At 38.6% G+C, this 19,367-nt stretch carries 19 protein-coding genes and 1 tRNA gene; 11 read left to right on the top strand and 9 right to left on the bottom strand.

Features of this window, described 5'->3' with window-relative positions:
- Positions 1-185 precede the first annotated feature (185 nt).
- From rnc to AC0UMU_RS07920, 3 genes are read right to left on the bottom strand one after another with little or no spacing between them, the layout of a single operon-like run.
- Positions 186-1,022, bottom strand: a complete 837-nt coding sequence (rnc, locus tag AC0UMU_RS07930; RefSeq protein ID WP_278715369.1) for a ribonuclease III — start codon at positions 1,020-1,022, stop codon at positions 186-188.
- A gap of 37 nt (positions 1,023-1,059) precedes the next feature.
- Positions 1,060-2,322, bottom strand: coding sequence for a beta-ketoacyl-ACP synthase II (gene fabF, locus AC0UMU_RS07925; protein ID WP_009318240.1), 1,263 nt, complete (start codon positions 2,320-2,322; stop codon positions 1,060-1,062).
- Between the two features lie 17 nt (positions 2,323-2,339).
- Positions 2,340-2,576 (bottom strand): acyl carrier protein, encoded by a 237-nt coding sequence (locus AC0UMU_RS07920; RefSeq protein WP_009318239.1) that lies wholly within the window; start codon positions 2,574-2,576, stop codon positions 2,340-2,342.
- Positions 2,577-3,264: 688 nt separating this feature from the next.
- On the opposite strand from AC0UMU_RS07920, the gene purN reads away from it, so the two are divergent.
- Entirely contained in the window at positions 3,265-3,840 is a 576-nt protein-coding gene (gene purN / locus AC0UMU_RS07915) for a phosphoribosylglycinamide formyltransferase (RefSeq protein WP_022389878.1), read from the top strand.
- Here the strand turns inward: purN and pdxB are convergent.
- Positions 3,835-4,962, bottom strand: a complete 1,128-nt coding sequence (gene pdxB / locus AC0UMU_RS07910; protein ID WP_022389877.1) for a 4-phosphoerythronate dehydrogenase PdxB — start codon at positions 4,960-4,962, stop codon at positions 3,835-3,837. The two genes, purN and pdxB, sit on opposite strands and share 6 nt — an antisense overlap.
- Positions 4,963-5,108: 146 nt before the next feature.
- Here pdxB and AC0UMU_RS07905 point away from each other — a divergent pair, with 146 nt between their 5' ends.
- The 6 genes from AC0UMU_RS07905 to AC0UMU_RS07880 all read left to right on the top strand — a co-directional run bounded on the left by AC0UMU_RS07905 (position 5,109) and on the right by AC0UMU_RS07880 (position 11,616).
- The gene (locus AC0UMU_RS07905; RefSeq protein WP_022389876.1) at positions 5,109-5,714 is read left to right on the top strand and encodes a DUF4254 domain-containing protein; all 606 of its coding nucleotides are present in this window, start codon (positions 5,109-5,111) and stop codon (positions 5,712-5,714) included.
- A complete protein-coding gene (locus AC0UMU_RS07900) occupies positions 5,701-6,783 on the top strand; it encodes a glycosyltransferase family 9 protein (RefSeq protein ID WP_278715374.1) in 1,083 nt (360 codons plus the stop codon). The genes AC0UMU_RS07905 and AC0UMU_RS07900 overlap by 14 nt, the downstream gene beginning before the upstream one ends.
- Before the next feature lie 75 nt (positions 6,784-6,858).
- Positions 6,859-7,605: a lipopolysaccharide kinase InaA family protein gene (locus AC0UMU_RS07895; protein WP_022389874.1), complete on the top strand. Its 747-nt coding sequence runs from the start codon at positions 6,859-6,861 to the stop codon at positions 7,603-7,605.
- A 111-nt stretch (positions 7,606-7,716) separates the two neighbouring features.
- Positions 7,717-8,739, top strand: a complete 1,023-nt coding sequence (ruvB, locus tag AC0UMU_RS07890) for a Holliday junction branch migration DNA helicase RuvB (protein ID WP_009318232.1) — start codon at positions 7,717-7,719, stop codon at positions 8,737-8,739.
- Positions 8,740-8,750: 11 nt separating this feature from the next.
- Positions 8,751-10,250, top strand: coding sequence for a lipopolysaccharide biosynthesis protein (locus tag AC0UMU_RS07885; protein ID WP_288640037.1), 1,500 nt, complete (start codon positions 8,751-8,753; stop codon positions 10,248-10,250).
- Between the two features lie 4 nt (positions 10,251-10,254).
- Positions 10,255-11,616: a TIGR00341 family protein gene (locus AC0UMU_RS07880; protein ID WP_022389872.1), complete on the top strand. Its 1,362-nt coding sequence runs from the start codon at positions 10,255-10,257 to the stop codon at positions 11,614-11,616.
- A gap of 93 nt (positions 11,617-11,709) precedes the next feature.
- Here AC0UMU_RS07880 and AC0UMU_RS07875 read toward each other — a convergent pair whose 3' ends face one another.
- On the bottom strand, positions 11,710-12,786 hold the full coding sequence (locus AC0UMU_RS07875) for a mannose-1-phosphate guanylyltransferase (RefSeq protein ID WP_122304472.1): 1,077 nt from the start codon (positions 12,784-12,786) through the stop codon (positions 11,710-11,712).
- Positions 12,787-13,006: 220 nt separating this feature from the next.
- Between AC0UMU_RS07875 and AC0UMU_RS07870 the strand changes: the two genes are divergently transcribed.
- Positions 13,007-13,090, top strand: a tRNA-Leu gene (locus AC0UMU_RS07870).
- A gap of 148 nt (positions 13,091-13,238) precedes the next feature.
- Here the strand turns inward: AC0UMU_RS07870 and AC0UMU_RS07865 are convergent.
- Positions 13,239-13,754 (bottom strand): hypothetical protein, encoded by a 516-nt coding sequence (locus tag AC0UMU_RS07865; RefSeq protein ID WP_009318228.1) that lies wholly within the window; start codon positions 13,752-13,754, stop codon positions 13,239-13,241.
- Positions 13,755-13,817: 63 nt separating this feature from the next.
- Positions 13,818-14,396: a GNAT family N-acetyltransferase gene (locus tag AC0UMU_RS07860; protein WP_278715380.1), complete on the bottom strand. Its 579-nt coding sequence runs from the start codon at positions 14,394-14,396 to the stop codon at positions 13,818-13,820.
- A gap of 322 nt (positions 14,397-14,718) precedes the next feature.
- Between AC0UMU_RS07860 and AC0UMU_RS07855 the strand changes: the two genes are divergently transcribed.
- From AC0UMU_RS07855 to AC0UMU_RS07845, 3 genes are read left to right on the top strand one after another with little or no spacing between them, the layout of a single operon-like run.
- The gene (locus tag AC0UMU_RS07855) at positions 14,719-15,435 is read left to right on the top strand and encodes a glycosyltransferase family 2 protein (protein WP_278715381.1); all 717 of its coding nucleotides are present in this window, start codon (positions 14,719-14,721) and stop codon (positions 15,433-15,435) included.
- Positions 15,436-15,439: 4 nt separating this feature from the next.
- A complete protein-coding gene (locus AC0UMU_RS07850) occupies positions 15,440-16,000 on the top strand; it encodes a hypothetical protein (RefSeq protein WP_009318225.1) in 561 nt (186 codons plus the stop codon).
- A 5-nt stretch (positions 16,001-16,005) separates the two neighbouring features.
- Positions 16,006-17,379, top strand: a complete 1,374-nt coding sequence (locus AC0UMU_RS07845) for a hypothetical protein (RefSeq protein ID WP_278715384.1) — start codon at positions 16,006-16,008, stop codon at positions 17,377-17,379.
- Between the two features lie 11 nt (positions 17,380-17,390).
- On the opposite strand, the gene AC0UMU_RS07840 is transcribed toward AC0UMU_RS07845, so the two are convergent.
- Together AC0UMU_RS07840 and AC0UMU_RS07835 are read right to left on the bottom strand one after the other, a co-directional pair.
- Positions 17,391-19,166: an O-antigen ligase family protein gene (locus AC0UMU_RS07840; protein ID WP_278715387.1), complete on the bottom strand. Its 1,776-nt coding sequence runs from the start codon at positions 19,164-19,166 to the stop codon at positions 17,391-17,393.
- A partial coding sequence (locus AC0UMU_RS07835; RefSeq protein WP_302276282.1) for a hypothetical protein occupies positions 19,163-19,367 on the bottom strand: 205 nt, incomplete at its 5' end. The genes AC0UMU_RS07840 and AC0UMU_RS07835, both read right to left, overlap by 4 nt.

Here is a 19,367-nt window from a genome sequence, read left to right as displayed (position 1 = left end):
ATTATAGTTTCCGATATTGGCTAATTCTGGATCAAAATTAAGGTCGGTATAAAAGTTTTGTCGGGAGAAAACGTAAAAATGACCTGATAATGTTCGCTTATTAGAAAATTCAGACAGTTCTTATGAGCCTATAATACCAGTTTTAAGTAAATGTTTTTTTTACTTTATTAATTAAATAAAGTTATTTAAGATTCGTGAGGTTTATCTGGAGAATCGTGGTTTGTAAAAGATAAGGAGAATTGCTCTCTAAAATTTTCGTTATTTTCTTTTTCTGAAAGATTTAATTCCTGTTTTTTTTGTGCACTAAGTATTGATTGGGCGAATGTTTGGTCGTTTTTTACACGAGTTAAGGCTATTTGTGCTGCATTTTGTTGAGCTTCTTTTTTAGAATAGCCGATCCCTATTCCACATGGATTTCCGGCGAGAATTGCTTGAAACTGAAATATGGGATTATTTTCTTTGTCAGTAAAGGCTTCGATGAGAGAGAACGATACATCGATACGGTTTTTTTGTCCCCATTCTATCAATTTTGATTTGAAATTGACTTCTTTCCGTGCAATTGCCGATAAATCTATATAAGGTGCGATTATGCGGTCTTGGATAAATGTTTTGCATGTTTCATACCCTTGATCAAGATATATAGCTCCGATGAAGGCTTCGAAAGCATTGCCGTAAATATAATTGTTGTGAGTATTTGTCCGGATAGAAGTCTGTACGAGTTTATCCAATCCCATTTTTATGGCAATGTCGTTCAGTGTATCTCTTTTTACGATTTTTGATCGTGTATTGGATAAAAAGCCTTCTTTTTTATTCGGAAATTTATTGAACAGGATATCTGAGACAACTGCGTCGAGAATTGCATCCCCTAAAAATTCTAATCGTTCGTTGTTGATTCGTTGCCCTTCTTGGGTACGGATATCCGATGAACGGTGGACAAATGCCTGTTCGTATAAATTTATGTTATTGGGGTAGAATCCGAGTATTTGATAAAACAAAGAATACTGCCCTTTGTGCTTTTGCACAAAAAGCCGTATTCTTTTATAAAAGTTCAGAAACACGTTATCCTTTGAATTTCTTTACGATGATACTTGCATTATGACCGCCGAATCCGAAAGTATTGGACAGAGCTACATTAACAGTCCTCTTTTGAGGTTTGTTGAATGTAAAATTCAATTTGTAATCAATTTCCGGATCTTCATCTCCTTCGGTAAAGTTTATTGTCGGAGGAACGATGTCATTTTCAACGGTTTTTACACAAATCATAGCTTCAATAGCTCCGGCTGCACCTAATAAGTGTCCGGTCATCGATTTGGTTGAACTTATATTCAGCTCATAAGCATGATCTCCGAATACAGATTTGATCGCCTTAACTTCCGATATATCGCCTACCGGTGTCGATGTACCGTGTACATTAATATAATCTACTTCTTCAGGCTTCATCTCTGCATCACTCAGGGCATTTTGCATAACTAATTTTGCTCCGAGACCTTCAGGGTGAGTTGCTGTCAAGTGATAGGCGTCTGCAGACATACCGCCACCGACAACTTCTGCATATATTTTTGCTCCACGAGCTAAAGCGTGATTCAATTCTTCGAGTATAAGGCAAACACCGCCTTCTCCCATAACGAAACCGTCACGGCTAGCACTGAATGGGCGAGATGCCGTTTGGGGATCTTCATTGCGGGTCGAAATGGCGTGCATTGCGTTAAATCCACCGATTCCTGCTACGGATATTGCTGCTTCAGCTCCACCAGTTACGATAACATCGGCTTTTCCTAAACGAATATTATTGAATGCATCGATCAGGGAATGAGTAGATGATGCACAAGCCGAAACCGTTGCATAGTTAGGACCATGAAATCCGTAAATCATAGAGATATGACCGGCAGCGATGTCGGCAATCATTTTAGGGATGAAAAACGGATTGAATTTAGGGCCGCGTTCTATGTTGGTAAAGTATCCGCCGACTTCTTCTTCAAAAGTCCGTATACCACCGATACCGGCAGCAAATATAACTCCCACCCTGTTTTTATCTACTTTTTCAAGGTCTAAAGCCGAATCTCCGACAGCTTCTTTTGCTGCAGCAACAGCAAATTGCGCATATCGGTCGAATTTGCGCACCTCTTTTTTATCGAGATAAAGTGTAGGGTCGAAATTTTTTACTTCACAAGCAAACTGTGTCTTGAATTGTGAAGCATCAAAATGAGTAATAGGTCCGGCACCACTTACTCCATTCAACAGGGCTTCCCAAGTTTCATCAACGTTGAGTCCCAATGGCGTAACTGCCCCCAGACCTGTTACAACAACTCTTTTTAATTCCATAAAAGTAGAGTATTCAGTTACTTCGCGTTAGCTTCGATGTATGATACAGCATCGCCAACAGTTCCGATTTTTTCTGCTTGATCATCAGGAATCGTGATACCGAATTCTTTTTCGAATTCCATGATCAATTCTACAGTGTCAAGAGAATCTGCTCCAAGATCGTTTGTGAAGCTTGCTTCTGGTGTAACTTCAGATTCTTCTACTCCTAATTTGTCAACGATGATTGCTTTTACTCTTGATGCAATTTCAGACATAACTTCCAGTTTTTAGTTAATTAATAAATTTACTTCTTATTTTTGCTGTGCAAAGAAATACATTTTTCTCCAAACAAAAAAAATATTTACTGTATAAAATCAAAAAAACTGCACACTTTTAGTCTGTTTGTGCAATTTTTTGCCTCTTGATGGCTCTCTGAAGATAAAAATTGAGTTCATTTTATCCTTTTTGATAATGATTTCCTGTGCCGTTTTTCTTTGAACTTTCAATTTTCAATGGAAAAATAGAACGGACAATGAATTGTTCTATACTGACTTTAGGGAAGAAAACGGATATTTTTCGCATTTTTATTTGCCGTTTAGAACATCTTTCGATACATAATTAAATAAATAGAATTCGATTTGTCAATAGATCGACAATTTTATCTTTTAATGTAATTGGTATTAATAGTGATAGGTTTTGACGTGTACCCGTCGAATCCGCTTTTTAGGATCTTATCTTCATCTTCGGTGCTGTTACGGCAATGATTGGAGCTGATGAAGGTATTTCACGGATTTTTTTGTCGTTCCGTATTTGTCGAGTACCGGCATATTGATGTCTATCAGAATAATTGAGGCTTGTATTCTTGATAGAGTTTGACTGCTCCTTTATATTAATTGTATCGTTTCTTCGGCTGTTTTATAAATTTTTGTAGTTTTGTCAAGACTTGAAATGATAGAATGAAAAATGAATACACACATTGCCATATTTGCTTCCGGTTCGGGTACTAATGCAGAGAACATTATTCAATATTTTTCCAAATCGAAGAGTATTGAAGTTTCCCTTGTTGTTTCTAACAGGTCGGATGCTTATGTCCTTGAGCGTGCCCGGTTATTGAAAGTTCCTGAACTTATCATTACGAAAAAGGAGTTTTCTGAATCGGAGTATTATGTACTGACAAAACTTCGGGATTTTCATATCGATTTTATCGTTTTGGCCGGTTTTTTATTGCAGATCCCGAAGTATTTGATTCAGGCATATCCCGGTGCAATTATAAATATCCATCCTGCGTTGTTACCTCGTTTCGGTGGGAAGGGTATGTATGGAGATCATGTTCATAAAGCTGTTGTCGAGGCGGGAGAGAAAGAAAGCGGTATAACGATACATTATGTAAACGAACACTATGATTCAGGGGCTATTATCCATCAAGAAAAATGTGCGGTAGATCCGGCTGATACTTATGAAGATGTAGCTCGAAAAGTGCACCGATTGGAGTATGAGTTTTATCCTCGGATAATTGAGGATATTGTCTCACGACTATGATTTTGAGGGGCTAATGAACCCTAATTCTTTTAAAACCGGAATTTTTTCGGATGCGGAAAGCATGATTTTATATGCGCCGAATTCTCGACGAAGTCCGTAATTCCCGCGTAAATTTTCGAATTGTTCAGGTGCGGAACGCAAATTGGTTGTGTCGGTTCGGGGATCGTATGACGCGATTACGGCATTCGTTATCGGATCTCCCGAACATACATTTAGATCTATTTCCGGAAAAGGGGCTGGCGGAGGTGTTATTTTTGAGGTGTCGATCTCGATCCCGAGTATTCGGGATATTTCCCGAACCATAGCCCGGGAGGCATTCGATTTTCCGTCGGCTGAGTAGCCGGCAATATGAGGTGTCGCGATAAAGGCGCTCTCAAGTAATTCAGGAAGTATATCCGGTTCGTTTTCCCAACAATCGATGATTATATCCGATATTTCTTTCTTTTGATATGCGGTTAATAAGGCTTTATTATCGACAACTTCTCCTCGGGAAGAATTGATGATAACGGGTTGCTTTCTCAACTTTTTGAAAAAGCTATTGTCGGCCAGATGAAAACTTCGGTATATCCCCGTGCGATTAAGCGGTGTATGAAAAGTGATAAAATCGCATTCTTCGGCAATCGTGTCTAAAGAAACGAAAGTATCGTTTTGTTCCGTATTTGCCCGAGGCGGATCATTGAGCAAAACAGTCATCCCGATAGTTCGGCAATGGTGAGCGACTATCGAACCGACATGACCGACACCGACTATTCCGATCTTTTTCCCTTTAAGCGAATAATTGTTTTGTTCTGCATGCAGAAGCAAAGATGCTAATATATATTGCCCGACCGATGAGGCGTTGCATCCCGGCGCATTCTTCCATTCGATATCGTTTTGTTTGCAATATTCGGTATCGATGTGGTCGAATCCGATTGTTGCCGTACCGATAAATTTGCAACGGCTTCCTGAAAGAAGATTTTCATTGCAGCGTGTACGAGTGCGTATGATCAAAATATCAGTATCCTTTACTTGATCTTTTGTTATCTCCGAAGGGGGTAAATATCTAACGTTTGCATACGGTTCGAGAATACCTTTGATGAAAGGTATTTTATTATCGATAATAATATTGATATTCTTTTTCATATCTACGGGAAATGGTACAAAATTAACTCTTTTTTCGGTATGTATTCGGTAAAGGGCGTTAAACCGTATTTATTTGTCCGAAAGATTGTTCGTTTATGAAACAATTGTTATGTTTGTAGACTTAACTATACAATAACAGACTCGATATGACTTTTAGTGAAAAAAGTAACCGGATATTTTGGAATGCCACATTGGCTTATCACAATATAGATGACGTGGATGCTGAGATTCAGAATCCTTTTGAAGAAAAAACAATCGATTATTATTTATATCTGAAAAATTGGATCGATGCCGTCCAGTGGCATTTGGAAGATATTATTCGCAATCCGGCTATCGATCCCTCAGAAGCGTTGCAGATAAAACGCCGTATTGACAAGTCGAATCAGGATCGTACCGATTTGGTCGAATTGATAGACAGTTATTTCTGGGATAAGTATAAGAATGTAAAGGTGGAAGCAGATGCAAAGATCAATACCGAAAGTCCTGCATGGGCAATAGATCGACTTTCTATTCTGGCCCTTAAGATTTATCATATGCAGCAGGAGGTAGAACGCCGTGACGCTTCTCCGGAACATATAGAAAAGTGCCGTGAAAAATTGCGGGTGTTGCTTGAGCAACGAATCGATTTGTCTTCTGCGATAGATCAGCTTTTACTTGATATTGAGTCGGGGAAGAAATATATGAAAGTATATAAGCAAATGAAAATGTATAATGATCCGGCCCTGAATCCGGTGCTATATGGTAAAAAATAATTGTTCTGTGATTTTCCCCCGACCATTAAGAAATATTTTGATTATTCGGCTTTCCGCATTGGGAGATGTTGCGATGACTATTCCGGTGGTTTACTCGTTGTGTGAAGCTTATCCCGATGTGAATTTTACAATGCTGACTACTCCTGTGGTATCTCGGATATTCATAAACCGACCGGATAATTTGAAGATTTATCCGGCTGAAATTCGGGGACGGCATAGGGGGATAAAAGGTATTTATGTACTATATAAAGAGCTTCGGGCGTTATCTTTTGACGGGATAGCTGATCTTCATAATGTTTTGCGTTCACGTTTATTGTGCGCATTATTGCGTCTTTCGGGGGTTAAAAGTATTCATATAAATAAGGGGCGGATTGCTAAATGTGAAATTACGGCACGTCGACATAAAAAGTTGCGGCAATTACCTACTTCTTTTCATCGTTATACGGATGTGTTCAGGAAACTCGGCTTTTCTTTTCCTGAAAATTTCGTTTCGATTTATGGAAAGCAAAAAGCCGCTTTACCGGAAATCTTATTACCGGAGTACTCTTCTGAGGAGCATTGTATAGGTGTAGCGCCATTTGCAAAACATCAAGGAAAGATATATCCGGAAAAAAAGATGGAACAACTAATATCAATGTTGGCAAAAACGGGAGAATATAAAATATTTCTTTTCGGCGGAGGGGAAAAAGAGTCTTTGGTTTTAAACCGATGGGCATCTGATTTTCCGGATAAGGTTGTTTCTTTAACGGACATGAAACTGGGTTTCTCCGGAGAATTGGCCTTGATGAGTCATTTGAAATTGTTGGTTTCGATGGATTCTGCAAATATGCATTTGGCTTCTTTAGTCGGACTTCCGGTTATATCTGTTTGGGGTGCGACTCATCCCTATGCGGGTTTTTTAGGGTGGAGACAATCTCTGGATAATGTTGTTCAGCTCGATTTACCCTGTCGTCCATGCTCGATATTTGGAAATCGTCCTTGTTGGCGGAATGATTATGCTTGTTTAAATGAAATTTCTCCTGAAGAGATAGCGGATAAGATAAAAAAGGAAATATATGCCCAAAAATAGTTTTGTAAAAAGCTATATTCAAGAAAATAGGTATATTTGTATAGAATTAACGAAGAAGAGTTTTAACTCGGTGATATGAATATTGTAATTAATCCGGATTATTCGAAACTTTCACTTTTTATAAAGCAACTTCCCTCTGATTTCAGTAATGGGGGGGATATGATTTATGAGGCTCGTAATCAAATTAAGAAATTCAGGGTACAAGATATCGATGTTGTAGTGAAACGCTATAAAGTTCCGATTTGTATCAACCGTATTATCTATGCTTTTTTTCGCCCTAGTAAAGCGAAGAGAGCTTATGATTATGCTATGTTTCTTTTGAGTAAAGGAATACGCACTCCTGAACCGATAGCCTATATAGAAGTAAAAAAAGGTCTGTTTTTTTATCAAGGATATTTTATAAGTAAAATGGAAAATTATCCTCGAATGATGCGTGACTTTTATAATTCGATAGGGTCGGGTGAATATATCCTCGACAAGTTTGCCGAGTTTACTTTAAAAGTTCATGAGTCGGGAATCTTGCATCTGGATTATTCTCCGGGAAATGTCCTTTATGAACAAGTCGGAGATGACGTGCACTTTAGTTTGGTAGATTTGAACAGGATGCGTTTTGGCAAGCTGACGAAAAAGGAGTGTCTTCGTAATTTTGATAGAATCAGCCCGAGTGATGAAGTAACTTCGTATATTGTTACCGAATATTCCCGTCTTCGGGGCTGGGATATTGCTTCTTCAGTGGAAACAGCATTATATTATAAGAGAAAGTTTTGGGAAAAAGTAGCTAAAAAAGCGGCCCTGAAAAATAAAATGCGCAAAGATTCTTGATTTTAACGATTTTGTTTTGAAGTTTAACCAGATGCTTTTTCATAAAGATCGTTTGTCCCGAAATAAATATCTAAGTTTGTTTTTCGAAAGTATGAAACATTTAGCCTGTATATGGAATCTGATTTTAATATAAGAGAGCAAAATATTTCTGAAAATGAACGGGAGTTTGAAAAAGCCCTTCGTCCGCTGACTTTTGATAATTTTAGCGGACAAGATAAAATTATAGAGAATCTGAGGGTTTTTGTTATGGCTGCCCGTATGAGGGAAGAGGCTTTAGATCATGTCCTGCTGCACGGGCCTCCCGGATTGGGAAAGACAACTCTTTCGAATATCGTGGCGAATGAGTTAGGTGTGGGATTTAAAATCACTTCCGGACCGGTATTGGATAAACCCGGAGATTTGGCCGGGATTTTGACCTCGTTAGAACCTAACGATGTTCTTTTCATCGATGAAATACATCGGCTGAGTCCCGTAGTAGAAGAATATCTTTATTCCGCTATGGAAGACTATCGTATCGATATTATGATCGATAAAGGTCCGAGCGCTCGTTCTATACAGATCGACCTGAATCCTTTTACTCTGATCGGAGCTACTACCCGAAGCGGGTTGTTGACCAGTCCTTTACGTGCTCGATTCGGCATTAATTGCCATCTTGAATATTATGATCATACGGTATTGAGCCGTATCGTCTTACGCTCTGCCTCGATTATGCAAGTCCCTTGTACGATCGAAGCTGCGGATGAGATTGCCATGCGTAGTCGGGGAACACCCCGTATAGCAAATGCTTTATTACGCCGTGTGCGGGATTTTGCACAAGTAAAAGGTAGCGGAAAGATAACGATAGATATTGCCAAGTTCTCTCTGGAGGCTTTGAATATAGACCAATATGGATTGGACGAAATCGATAACAAGATACTGATCACGATTATCGATAAATTTAAGGGCGGTCCCGTAGGGCTTACGACCATAGCTACTGCTTTAGGCGAAGATCCGGGTACTCTTGAAGAAGTTTATGAGCCGTATTTAATTAAAGAAGGATTTATTAAACGGACTCCACGTGGGCGGGAAGTGACCGATTTGGCATATACGCATTTGCGTCGTTCCCGTTTCTCGGAACAGGGTTCTTTATTTTAAAACGATTATTTATGTCCGGAATGAAAAGTCTTGCCAAGGATACTGCGATATACGGATTGAGCAGTATCTTGGGGCGTTTCTTGAATTGGTGCTTTGTTTTTTTGTATATTAACGCACTAAAAACTACCGCAGAGTACGGGATAGTTACAAATTTATATGCCTATATGGCTTTGTTGTTGATTATTCTGACCTATGGACTCGAAACCGGATTTTTTCGTTTTGCCAATGATAAGGAGTATAAAGACCCTCTTAAAGTATATACTACCGGACTGATTTCTTTAGCATCTACATCGTCTTTGTTTTTTATATTGATGCTTATTTTTTTGAAGCCGGTTTCTGCATGGTTGGGGTATCCCGCTCATACCGATTATGTTTGGATGGTGGCATTGATAATCGCAATAGACGCTTTTACCGCTTTGCCGTTTGCTTATTTGCGTTATCAGAAACGTCCGATACGCTTTGCCGCGCTTAAACTTTTTTCTATATTTTTGAATATCGCATTGAATCTGTTTTTTTTCTTATTGTGTCCGTGGATATACAAAACTAATCCCACCTTGATTTCATGGTTTTTTGATCCTGATTTTATGGTAGGCTATATTTTAGTCTCCAATTTGATCAGTTCGGGAGCTGTATTATTGATGTTGATTCCCGAAATATTTAAGATTCGTTATCGTTTTGATGCGGTGATTTGGAAACGTATGCTTCGTTATTCATTCCCGTTGTTGATATTGGGTATTGCCGGTATTATGAATCAGACATTTGATAAAATGTTTTATCCGTTGTTGGCTGAATCACGGCCTAATGCGATGTCTGAGTTGGGAATATACGGTGCGGCTTATAAGATAGCTATTGTCATGGTTATGTTTACGCAGGCGTTTCGTTTTGCTTATGAACCGTTTATTTTTGCAAAAAACAAAGAATCCGGAGATGAAAATAAAAAATCCTATTCAGATGCGATGAAGTATTTTGTTATTTTCGGACTCTTCATATTCTTGGGGGTGATGTTTTATTTGGATCTGGTACGTTTTCTTATGCCGAAGGAGTATTTTACAGGCATCGAAGTCGTTCCTATCGTTATGTTGGCAGAGTTGTTTTTCGGAATATTTTTTAATCTTTCTCTCTGGTATAAGCTCACGGACCAGACGCAATGGGGGGCTTGGTTTTCTTTATTCGGGTTTGTTGTTACGGCGGCTATAAATATAATGTTCGTCCCTCGTTTCGGATATATGGCATGTGCATGGGCTGCTTTTTTCTGTTATTTCTCGATGATGATGGTTTCCTATTTTATAGGACAAAAAAAATACCCGATTAAATACGACTTGCCCTCGATGGGACGTTATGCGGTATTGACTCTTGTTTTATATGCTGTTGCGATATGGGTGGATATAGATAATCTGGTTTTAAAATTATTGTTCCGTACAGCACTTTTATCTGTTTTCGTTGTTTATATGGTAAAACGGGATTTACCGATAAAAGAGATTCCGTTGATAAATAAATTGATAAAAAAGTGAGGATATGTTTTTTAAAGAGTCGTTTCTTGCTGTCAGGCAGTTTTTGGGGCATTATTTAGACCAGAGTCAGGACCGAGAAAGTGAACAGGTGACAGTCGAGGCCATCCGTGAAGGGATAGAATTTAAAGGCTCTACCATATGGATACTTATTTTTGCCATTTTTATTGCTTCTTTAGGGCTTAATACAAACTCTACGGCGGTTATTATTGGCGCGATGTTGATTTCTCCATTAATGGGTCCTATAATGGGCATTGGATTGGGGCTTGGAATCAATGACTTCGAGTTGATAAAAAAGTCTTTTCGGAATTTAGGTGTAGCGACTATTTTCAGCGTATTGACCTCTACGCTCTATTTTTTGATTTCTCCGTTGAATGAAGCCCGGTCGGAATTGCTGGCACGTACATCCCCGACGATATATGATGTGTTGATTGCTCTTTTTGGCGGATTGGCAGGCATTGTAGCCATGGCTACCAAACAAAAGGGAAACGTAATTCCGGGAGTGGCTATTGCTACGGCTTTGATGCCTCCCTTATGTACGGCAGGTTTCGGCCTGGCCAATGGAAATATGCACTATTTTTTCGGAGCGTTTTATCTGTTCTTTATCAATTCTGTTTTTATTGCTTTTGCAACGACAATGGGAGTAAAGGCAATGAAGTTTTCTAAAAAGCAGTTTGTCGATAAAGACCGTGAGAAAACCGTACAACGTATTGTATATTCTATTCTGCTCCTTACAATGACACCGAGCGTGATCATTACCTATAATATGATACGTCAGAATTACTTCGAGACATCTGCATTCCAGTTTGTGAATCAGCAGTTTAATTTACCTGATATTCAGGTTTTAAGTAAAACGGCTTCATTTGAGAGCGGACAGAAAGTTATTCGGGTTTCTCTTATAGGACAAGAACTTTCGAAAGATTCGATATTGGCGATCGAGTCCCGACTGCCCAAATATGGGTTAGCCGGTACAAAATTGATCCTTTCACAAGGATTTGCATCCAATAAGGAGATTGATTTGAAGAGCCTGAACAGCATGATGTTTCAAGATATTTATAAGGATAATCAGCAGCAGATTGCTTTATTGAATAAGAAAGTCGATTCTTTGCGGACAGTCGTGTCTCGTTATCAGCAGTATGATACGATAGGTGTTGCAATTTCACCCGAGATTAAAGTCCTTTTCCCGTTAGTTGAAAATATTGCAGTTACGAAATCTGTATTCAGTAGTGTAGAAACCGGAAAACTGGATACGATGACGTTAGCTGTGGTACGCTATGCGAAACCTATGTCGAAAGCGGAACAATCGCGTTTTGTCCGATGGCTTGAGGCAAGACTGGCTGTAAAGAGTATAAAGATAGTGATGGAATAGTTCATTACTTCTATATAGAGACGGCAGGTCCTTTCTACAAGAATCTGCCGTTTTATGTTATAAATTCAAATTGACAAATTATAGGACCATTTATCAAATAAATTCGTTCCCGAATTTTACTTTTGCATCATTCACGATCTGTCGGATACGTTCTTCTTCATCTTTTCTGCAAATGAGCAGTACATTGTCCGAATCGGCGACAATATAGTTCTTTAAGCCTTCGATGACGACCAATTTATCTTTCGGAACAGCAATGATGTTGTTATCACTTTCATAAATGAGAGATTTTCCTTCTTGATTTACATTGCCGTTTTTATCTTTAGACGAAATATCATAAAGAGATCCCCATGTCCCTACATCTGCCCATCCGAAATCGGCGCAGAGAACAAATACGTTCGATGCTTTTTCCATCAGTCCGAAATCTATGGAGATGTTTTGGCAAGCGGGGAAATTTTCCTGAATAAATTCTTTTTCTTCAGATGTATTGAATTTTCCGATTCCAGATTCGAATCGAGCCGAGACTTCGGGAAGATATCGTTGGAACGCTTTAATAATGGTCTGCACATTCCAGATGAATATTCCGGAGTTCCAGAAAAATTCTCCGCTTTCTACAAAAACTTCAGCCAATTCCTGATTGGGTTTTTCCGTAAACGTTTTAACGGTGTTGATATCTCCGTTACTTTCATCTCCGATCTGTATATATCCGTATCCGGTTTCCGGACGGTTGGGTTTTACTCCTAATGTAAGAAGAGCCGGAAATTTTTCTACAAATTCTAATCCTTTATCGATACATTCCGCAAAAGCATCTTCTTTGAGAATAAGATGGTCTGACGGGGTTACTACGATATTGGCTTCCGGATCGATAGACTGTATGCGGTATGCTGCCCAAGCAATACAAGGAGCTGTATTTCTTCGTTGGGGTTCTAACAAAATGTGTTTATCATCGGCATCCGGTATTTGTTGTTTTACCAAACCTTCATATTGTTCGTTCGTTACGATGAAGATATTTTCGGGAGGAATGATTTTGCGGAAACGATCATAGGTCAGTTGCAAGAGAGTATGTCCGGTTCCGAAAAAATCTAAAAACTGTTTGGGGCGGTTTGTTCGGCTGACAGGCCAGAATCGGCTTCCGATTCCGCCAGCCATAATGATGCAATATCTATTTTTCATACTATAGCTTTTTTGTGTCGGTTGGGCGAATAAAATACAGATTAAATGCTGTTTTTCATTTATTTGTCCGATTCTATTCCGAAATATATTTTGTATTTATACCGTTTGCTAAAGTAACTAATATTTTTCTTTACAAATCTATATATATCCTTTTTTTGAAAAAAAAGTCTGAAAAGCTTGCCACAATCAAAAAGAATATCTACTTTTGCCCCGTATAAAAGCCCAGATGGCGGAATTGGTAGACGCGCTGGTCTCAAACACCAGTGGATTCACTTCCATGCCGGTTCGATCCCGGCTCTGGGTACGAAAAAAGAAAGAAGTCAAATGTAAATCGTTTGACTTCTTTCTTTTTATAGGTTTTCCAGATTGTTTCCACGTGTCTTAGGAATAAAATAATTACATTAAGTTTTTTCTTTTATATGGGGAATACCCTTCATCACCGATGGATTATATTATATGTCATCTATATTTATTAAATAGCTCTTGTCAATTAGAATGTAATTGTATTTTCTTGACATACACTGTTCCAGGTTATATCTATTAGTTTTGTTCATATTTTTCAAGATTATATCTGTTGTTTGCCTCTTTTCTATAACATTTTCATATTTCAAGATATCTTGAAAATTTTGTCGTATATATTCCTGACTGAATATAAGACAGACGTATTTTATCTGTTTTCTATATTCATCAGTAAAGTCATTTTCCCAGCCGAAAGGAATATAGCATCCTTCAATAATCAGGTTTTGCGAATTCTCGATGCAGGTCTTTATTATTTCTTTGACAATCGGCCACAGATAATTGGTTAATTCCATATCATTGCTATCAGTTGACAATTTACATTGTCCGCTTCTAATAGCTCCCATTTTCAAATGGTCTATCGAAAAGTAGGGATATTTATATTTTCCCAGCAACTTTTGCGCTAATAAGGTCTTTCCCGTATGCGTATCTCCTGCAATAAGAATAATCATAAATCTTTTGGGTTATCTGAAATTTCAAATCTTATGCTATGCTTTTTATCAACGATCTCATCATTATAAAGGCATTTTCTCTATGAAATGGTTGGGGTATTTATCCCAATATTTTTTATATACTCTGTCTTTTTGTCCATCAAAATTTAGTTGGTACATTCTGAATGTGACCAGAAAATTTTTAGGTTGCCACAGTTCTTCATAAGAGTACTGATATGTCATGCCTATGGCTTTCATTACTTTTCCGCTTCTCGGATTATTTACATCATGTGTAGCTGTGATATAGGGGATATTTGTTTGTTTCAGCATATCGATTATTGCCAAGCAAGATTCGGTGCAAATCCCTTTATGCCAGAACTCTTTCTTGATGCTATATCCTAAATCATGACTGTCGTCAGCACTTACATGAATACAGCCGATAGGTATATTGTCTTCTTTAAGACAAATAGCATAGTAGAGTCCTTTCTGTTGAATATAATTTTTTATATATTGAAAGTATCTTTTTGTCTCTTCTATGTTTCTCAAAGGATACATGGGGAGAAACGTGTTTACATCTTTATCACTTAAAATGGCGAATAGAGCATTTATATCTTTTTCCGTGAAATGCCTTAATATCAATCGTTTTGTTTTTAAGCAATTCATTTTTACGTATATTTATATTTTCGTAAATATACAAAAATATAAATTGAAGGTTACATGTTTATTGTATGAATAGAGACTTATTTCTATAACAAAGAAAAGTCTGAAATTTTTTATATATGCAAAGTCCTGATTGAGAGTTTGTCAAATGCCCTTATGCGTAATCCTAAACATAGTTTTGATCTGTTGAAATATAAAATTAAATTTATTTACTTAAAGAAAAAATCATAACTTTGTTTTCTCATTCTGAGATAGGGTGCAATTATACCGTGACACGATTAGAAGTCGGTCCGAACGGAGATATGTTCTGAAACAGTTATTGTCTATGGCAGATCATGAAAAAACTTTGTCGGTGATCATTCCTTCGTATAACGAAGGAAAGACCATTTGTCATATCTTGACTCGGGTTTTGTCGGTGTTATTGCCGTTCGAAATAAAAAAAGAGATCGTGGTTGTCGATGACGGTTCTGCCGATGAGACCGGAATGCTTGTCGAATCATTTATCCGGGAACATCCGGAAGTTCCGATAAAATATGTCGTTCATGATATAAATCGGGGAAAAGGGATGGCTATCCGTACCGGGATAAAACATATTACCGGAGAGTATGTGATTATACAAGATGCCGATTTAGAGTATGATCCGCACGATTATTCTTTGCTTTTGCCTTATTTGCATTCCGGTGAATATTCGGTTGTGTACGGTTCTCGTTTCCTGAATAGGCAAAACCGGCATTCTTATCCGGCATTTTATTGGGGAGGCCGTTTAGTCTCGTTTATTGCGAGTTTGTTGTACGGGCAGGTCTTGACCGACGAACCGACTTGTTATAAAATGTTCAGGTCGTCTTTGTTAAAATCGATACCTCTTGACTGCACCGGCTTTGAGTTTTGTCCGGAAATAACGGCTAAAGTTTTAAAAAAAGGATATAAGATAAAAGAAGTGGCAATAAGCTATACTCCTCGATCTGTGGAGGAGGGGAAAAAAATAAAATGGACAGATGGCCTTGAGGCGATCTGGGTTTTGTTGAAATATCGGATAAGGTGATATTATGGGAAGTAAGGAAAGAACAGTAAAAAGCCCGAAAACGGAAATAAACGGAAAAGCCGTGAAACCGGCTTATTCCAGATGGTTGTTTAAGAATATCGTAGCTGTTGCGCTTACGTTGTTTTTATTGAAGGTCGTCATGGTTTTACAGCCTACCTATAACTGGGTATGCTTTACGATGCTTCCTGAAAATATGGAAATTGTCAGGAAATATCCGAACCTTAATTATGACGGTAGAATGTCTATAAAGCTCGGGGCTAATTATATGTATCTGAAAAATACTCGGGAACATACACCGGAGAATGCGGTTATTTTATGGCCTTCTTCAGAAGCTTTTACAAAAGGGAAAAGCCCTTTTACGGCTGAGATATCGAATAAAATATATGCGCTCCGCTTCCTTTATCCCCGAAAACTGGTTATCCCTTTTGATTTCGGAAAAAGCCATTATGTCGATGAGATTACCCATGTCGCCATTGTAAACGGTGAAGGATTTGAATATGTCCCTTATGAAGTGGAAAAGTTCGAAAACGGTATTTTACCGGTTAAGAAACCTGAAAACAAATAAGCATTATGGTATCGTTTGGTATATTTCTTTCGTTCCTGACAGGATTTGTGACGGTCAATCTTATATCATTGAAGTTCAGTTTGATCGAGAAACTGGGACTCTCTTTCCCGATAGGTATAGCTTTGCAGACTTTGTTGATGCTGTTGATGGATGCCGTCGGTATTCCGCTTACAAGAGTCTCGATTTTAGTGGCGAGTGTCTTGCTCATCCTATCGCTTTCGTTCCCGATGATTTTCCGTCGGAAAGAACTTGTTCAGGAGATTCGGAAACCGGTCTCTTTCGATTTCTCCGGTTTTAACCTGGTATGGCTGCTGTTTGTTCTCCTCATTATCATTTTGGAATATATGAATTTCTCTCGGTGTGTCTATTTCCCTACTTATGACCGGGACAGTCTTTCGGGGTTCGATACGATCGGGTACATCATTTCCCAAGAGCATACGTTAAAAGGCCTTTCCATATTTCAGGGAGATTATATGCCGTCTATACACCGACCGGGAAGTTATATTACCTATACTCCTATGGTTCAGCTCAGTTATGCCTATGTTTATTTATTGGGAGCACCCATGTCGAAGTTGATTCCGGGGTTGATGTATCTTTTCTTCCTGATTGCTTTTTATGCGGTCTTATGTCGGGTAGTTAACCGTACAGGCGCTGTAATAGCCACTTTCTTTATGTTGATAACTCCCGATATGCTCGGTTTCTCTTCGCTTTCGGGGACAAACGTCATACATGCCGTAACCGCTTCTTTGGGAGTCATATATCTTGCCGTCTGGTTTCGGTATCGTGAGCGGAAAGACCTGTATCTGGCCTCCCTTTTGCTGGCATTGAATATTTGGACACGTACCGAAGGAATCGTATTTATCGGTGCTGCACTTTGTGTTGTCGGTTACGACTCTTTCAGAAGAAAACAGTATAAAGACTTATTGCCGGTTTTGTTGTCATTGTCTCCCGCTTTGCTTTGGAGTCTGTTTATGAAACTGAACGGACTGTATGCCGAAGGTATAGCCATTGTCCGCTTTTTCTGGGATGGGGAGAAGGTCGAGACTATCTATAACTATATGAAAGATCTTTATGTCAATAATTATTATTACGGCTGGTCGTTTTCCGCTGCTCTTCTTTCGCTGCTTGTCAATATCCGGAATGTGATAAAGACACGTGATAACCTTCGTCTGTTATCTATGATTTTGTTGGCATCTCTGTTCTATGTGATTATTTTATATCAGATCGATTATAAATGGGATACGATAGAAAATGTTTTGGCTTATTCCGCCAAGCGTTTTCTTTTCTGCTTTGTCCCTTGCGTATGGTTCTTTACGGTGACGAATAAGATTGTAATGACCGGATTCGATAAGTTGGAAAAATATTTAGCGCTCAGATAGATGCTAAGTATTTATTGGGCAGGAACTTGTGTTTTTCCCTGTTCGGTTTCTAAAAATCTACGTATTTCGCTTTTGACGCGGAGAGTATAAGTGCTTTCTGCTTTTAAAGGTTGTTTCAATATCCGTTCGGCAATGGTGATTGCGGTCGTCGTGTCCCCTCTTTGTAATGAGTTTTGCCATAACAAATAGTTGGGAGTTATTTTCCCGGGAACCATAAAAGACGCTGTTTTCAAATATTCCTCTGCATAGTCGTATTGTTCAGAGAGCATATATGTTTTTCCTATATTGCAATAATTGTTGCATCCCGCCGGCAGTCTCGACAACTTTTTTATATCCGGATGTTTTTCCAGCCACATGCTGTAAATATTGTTGAATGATTCGCTATATTTTAGCTGTTCATAATGTCGGTCTGAAAATAAAATCGCTTCCGAACTGTTTCCCGTGAAAAATTTTTCGAGAGTTTTCGCTCCGTTATAATAAAATCTGATTTCCCGAATTGAAACGGAACAGATCAAAACCGATAGAATTAGCAGGCTTCCCGTTGTCAAGGCGGATACCGGTATTTTAAATACCTTCCGGCTCTCGATGCATCCCGAAAATATTCCGAAAAGGACAAATAGAGGGAAGACCGAATTCGGATAGGAAAACAACGAAAAGCATAAATAAGCGATTAATCCGGCTTTTAAAATCCGTTTTGTCCCGTTTTTCGATCGGGATAAAAATAGAGAGATCAAGAAAGCGCCGATTGCCGATAATCCCGGGATGCCGAGTTCTACCAATATATGTAGAAACTCATTGAAAGGGTAGACCGTATCATCGGCAGTTTGAGAAAAGCGCGAGTCGGGATGCGTTTCGAAATAGTGCGCTTGGTGCAGCATATAATCCTGTCCGAATGATGCGGTTCCGTATCCTGAGAACGGCTTATGACAGATCATTTCCGAACACACTCTCCAGATCAGGAGTCTGCCGTTTGCCGAGTTTTCCCGATAATTGAATATAAGGATGGATGACAATATCAATATTCCTCCGATTATCGGGATAATATGCGGATGCTTTTTCAGAAAAATCCGTATTGTTTGAAAGAAATAAAATGAGCAACCTGCTGCTGTTGCTACAAATGCCGCGCGCGAATCGGCAAAACAAAAAGCCGTTAGCATTGTTCCGGCGGCAATAATATATATGCTATGTATTATTTTGTTTTGCTTTCGGGTTTCATATATCCGGCACAGGCATATAACGATGCAGATAGCCAAAAATCCGCCTAATGGTCCGGGATTGCCGAATGATCCTGTAATCTCGAACCATTCGTTGTTACTCTTCATATATCCGGTTTTTTGGAATAAGACTATTGCCGATTGCATCGTTCCGCTGAGAATAAGTGTCTCCGGTATTATGTCTGCACATCGTATATTCCGCATCAGAAGATAGACCGCTAATATGGCACACCATTCTTCTACCGGAATAAAAATCAATCGGCCGTTTTTAATGGAATTAAAAACAAGAATAAAGGAGAATAGTACGATTGATATATCGGCATAAGATATGTTTATAAATTTTTGTTTGGAAAAACCGGTTGACTTTGAAATTGCTGTTCCGGCATAAAGGATGCTGCAAAATAGCAGAGTACAAACTATAAGTAGTTCTTTTCCCAATAAAAGACTGTGACAGATATTCCAGAGTATAGGTAGAGAGACGATATATATGCTGAAAATCAGACCGGTTAATTTATCTATATATTTCTTCGGTTCTGTAAATTCATCTACTCTTGTTCTATTTGTTTCTGTCATTGGGAAATCCGGTAAGTATTTGTAGTTATTTTAGCTGTCTCAATCCATATTTCTGTCTTGTTGCTTTGGGAACGTTTTCTCGAACCTGTTTTTGTGCATACCTGGCTGTCGTGATCAGTAGCAATGCCGATAAAGTGATTAATATCCGTTTCATACTCCTGTCGGTTATTTATATACTTTGAACTTCCGCGGAACAATTTT

Source organism: Coprobacter fastidiosus (genome assembly GCF_982245605.1).
The sequence above is the reverse complement of the archived record's forward strand: the minus strand, read 5'-3'. Positions and strand labels throughout refer to the sequence as shown.

Coding starts and splice junctions, on each gene's coding strand:
- fabF (WP_009318240.1), bottom strand. CDS start 2,322: ATGGAATTAAAAAGAGTTGTTGTAACAGGTCTGGGGGCAGTTACGCCA.
- AC0UMU_RS07920 (WP_009318239.1), bottom strand. CDS start 2,576: ATGTCTGAAATTGCATCAAGAGTAAAAGCAATCATCGTTGACAAATTA.
- purN (WP_022389878.1), top strand. CDS start 3,265: ATGAATACACACATTGCCATATTTGCTTCCGGTTCGGGTACTAATGCA.
- pdxB (WP_022389877.1), bottom strand. CDS start 4,962: ATGAAAAAGAATATCAATATTATTATCGATAATAAAATACCTTTCATC.
- AC0UMU_RS07905 (WP_022389876.1), top strand. CDS start 5,109: ATGACTTTTAGTGAAAAAAGTAACCGGATATTTTGGAATGCCACATTG.
- AC0UMU_RS07900 (WP_278715374.1), top strand. CDS start 5,701: ATGGTAAAAAATAATTGTTCTGTGATTTTCCCCCGACCATTAAGAAAT.
- AC0UMU_RS07895 (WP_022389874.1), top strand. CDS start 6,859: ATGAATATTGTAATTAATCCGGATTATTCGAAACTTTCACTTTTTATA.
- ruvB (WP_009318232.1), top strand. CDS start 7,717: ATGGAATCTGATTTTAATATAAGAGAGCAAAATATTTCTGAAAATGAA.
- AC0UMU_RS07885 (WP_288640037.1), top strand. CDS start 8,751: ATGTCCGGAATGAAAAGTCTTGCCAAGGATACTGCGATATACGGATTG.
- AC0UMU_RS07880 (WP_022389872.1), top strand. CDS start 10,255: ATGTTTTTTAAAGAGTCGTTTCTTGCTGTCAGGCAGTTTTTGGGGCAT.
- AC0UMU_RS07875 (WP_122304472.1), bottom strand. CDS start 12,786: ATGAAAAATAGATATTGCATCATTATGGCTGGCGGAATCGGAAGCCGA.
- AC0UMU_RS07865 (WP_009318228.1), bottom strand. CDS start 13,754: ATGATTATTCTTATTGCAGGAGATACGCATACGGGAAAGACCTTATTA.
- AC0UMU_RS07860 (WP_278715380.1), bottom strand. CDS start 14,396: ATGAATTGCTTAAAAACAAAACGATTGATATTAAGGCATTTCACGGAA.
- AC0UMU_RS07855 (WP_278715381.1), top strand. CDS start 14,719: ATGGCAGATCATGAAAAAACTTTGTCGGTGATCATTCCTTCGTATAAC.
- AC0UMU_RS07850 (WP_009318225.1), top strand. CDS start 15,440: ATGGGAAGTAAGGAAAGAACAGTAAAAAGCCCGAAAACGGAAATAAAC.
- AC0UMU_RS07845 (WP_278715384.1), top strand. CDS start 16,006: ATGGTATCGTTTGGTATATTTCTTTCGTTCCTGACAGGATTTGTGACG.
- AC0UMU_RS07840 (WP_278715387.1), bottom strand. CDS start 19,166: ATGACAGAAACAAATAGAACAAGAGTAGATGAATTTACAGAACCGAAG.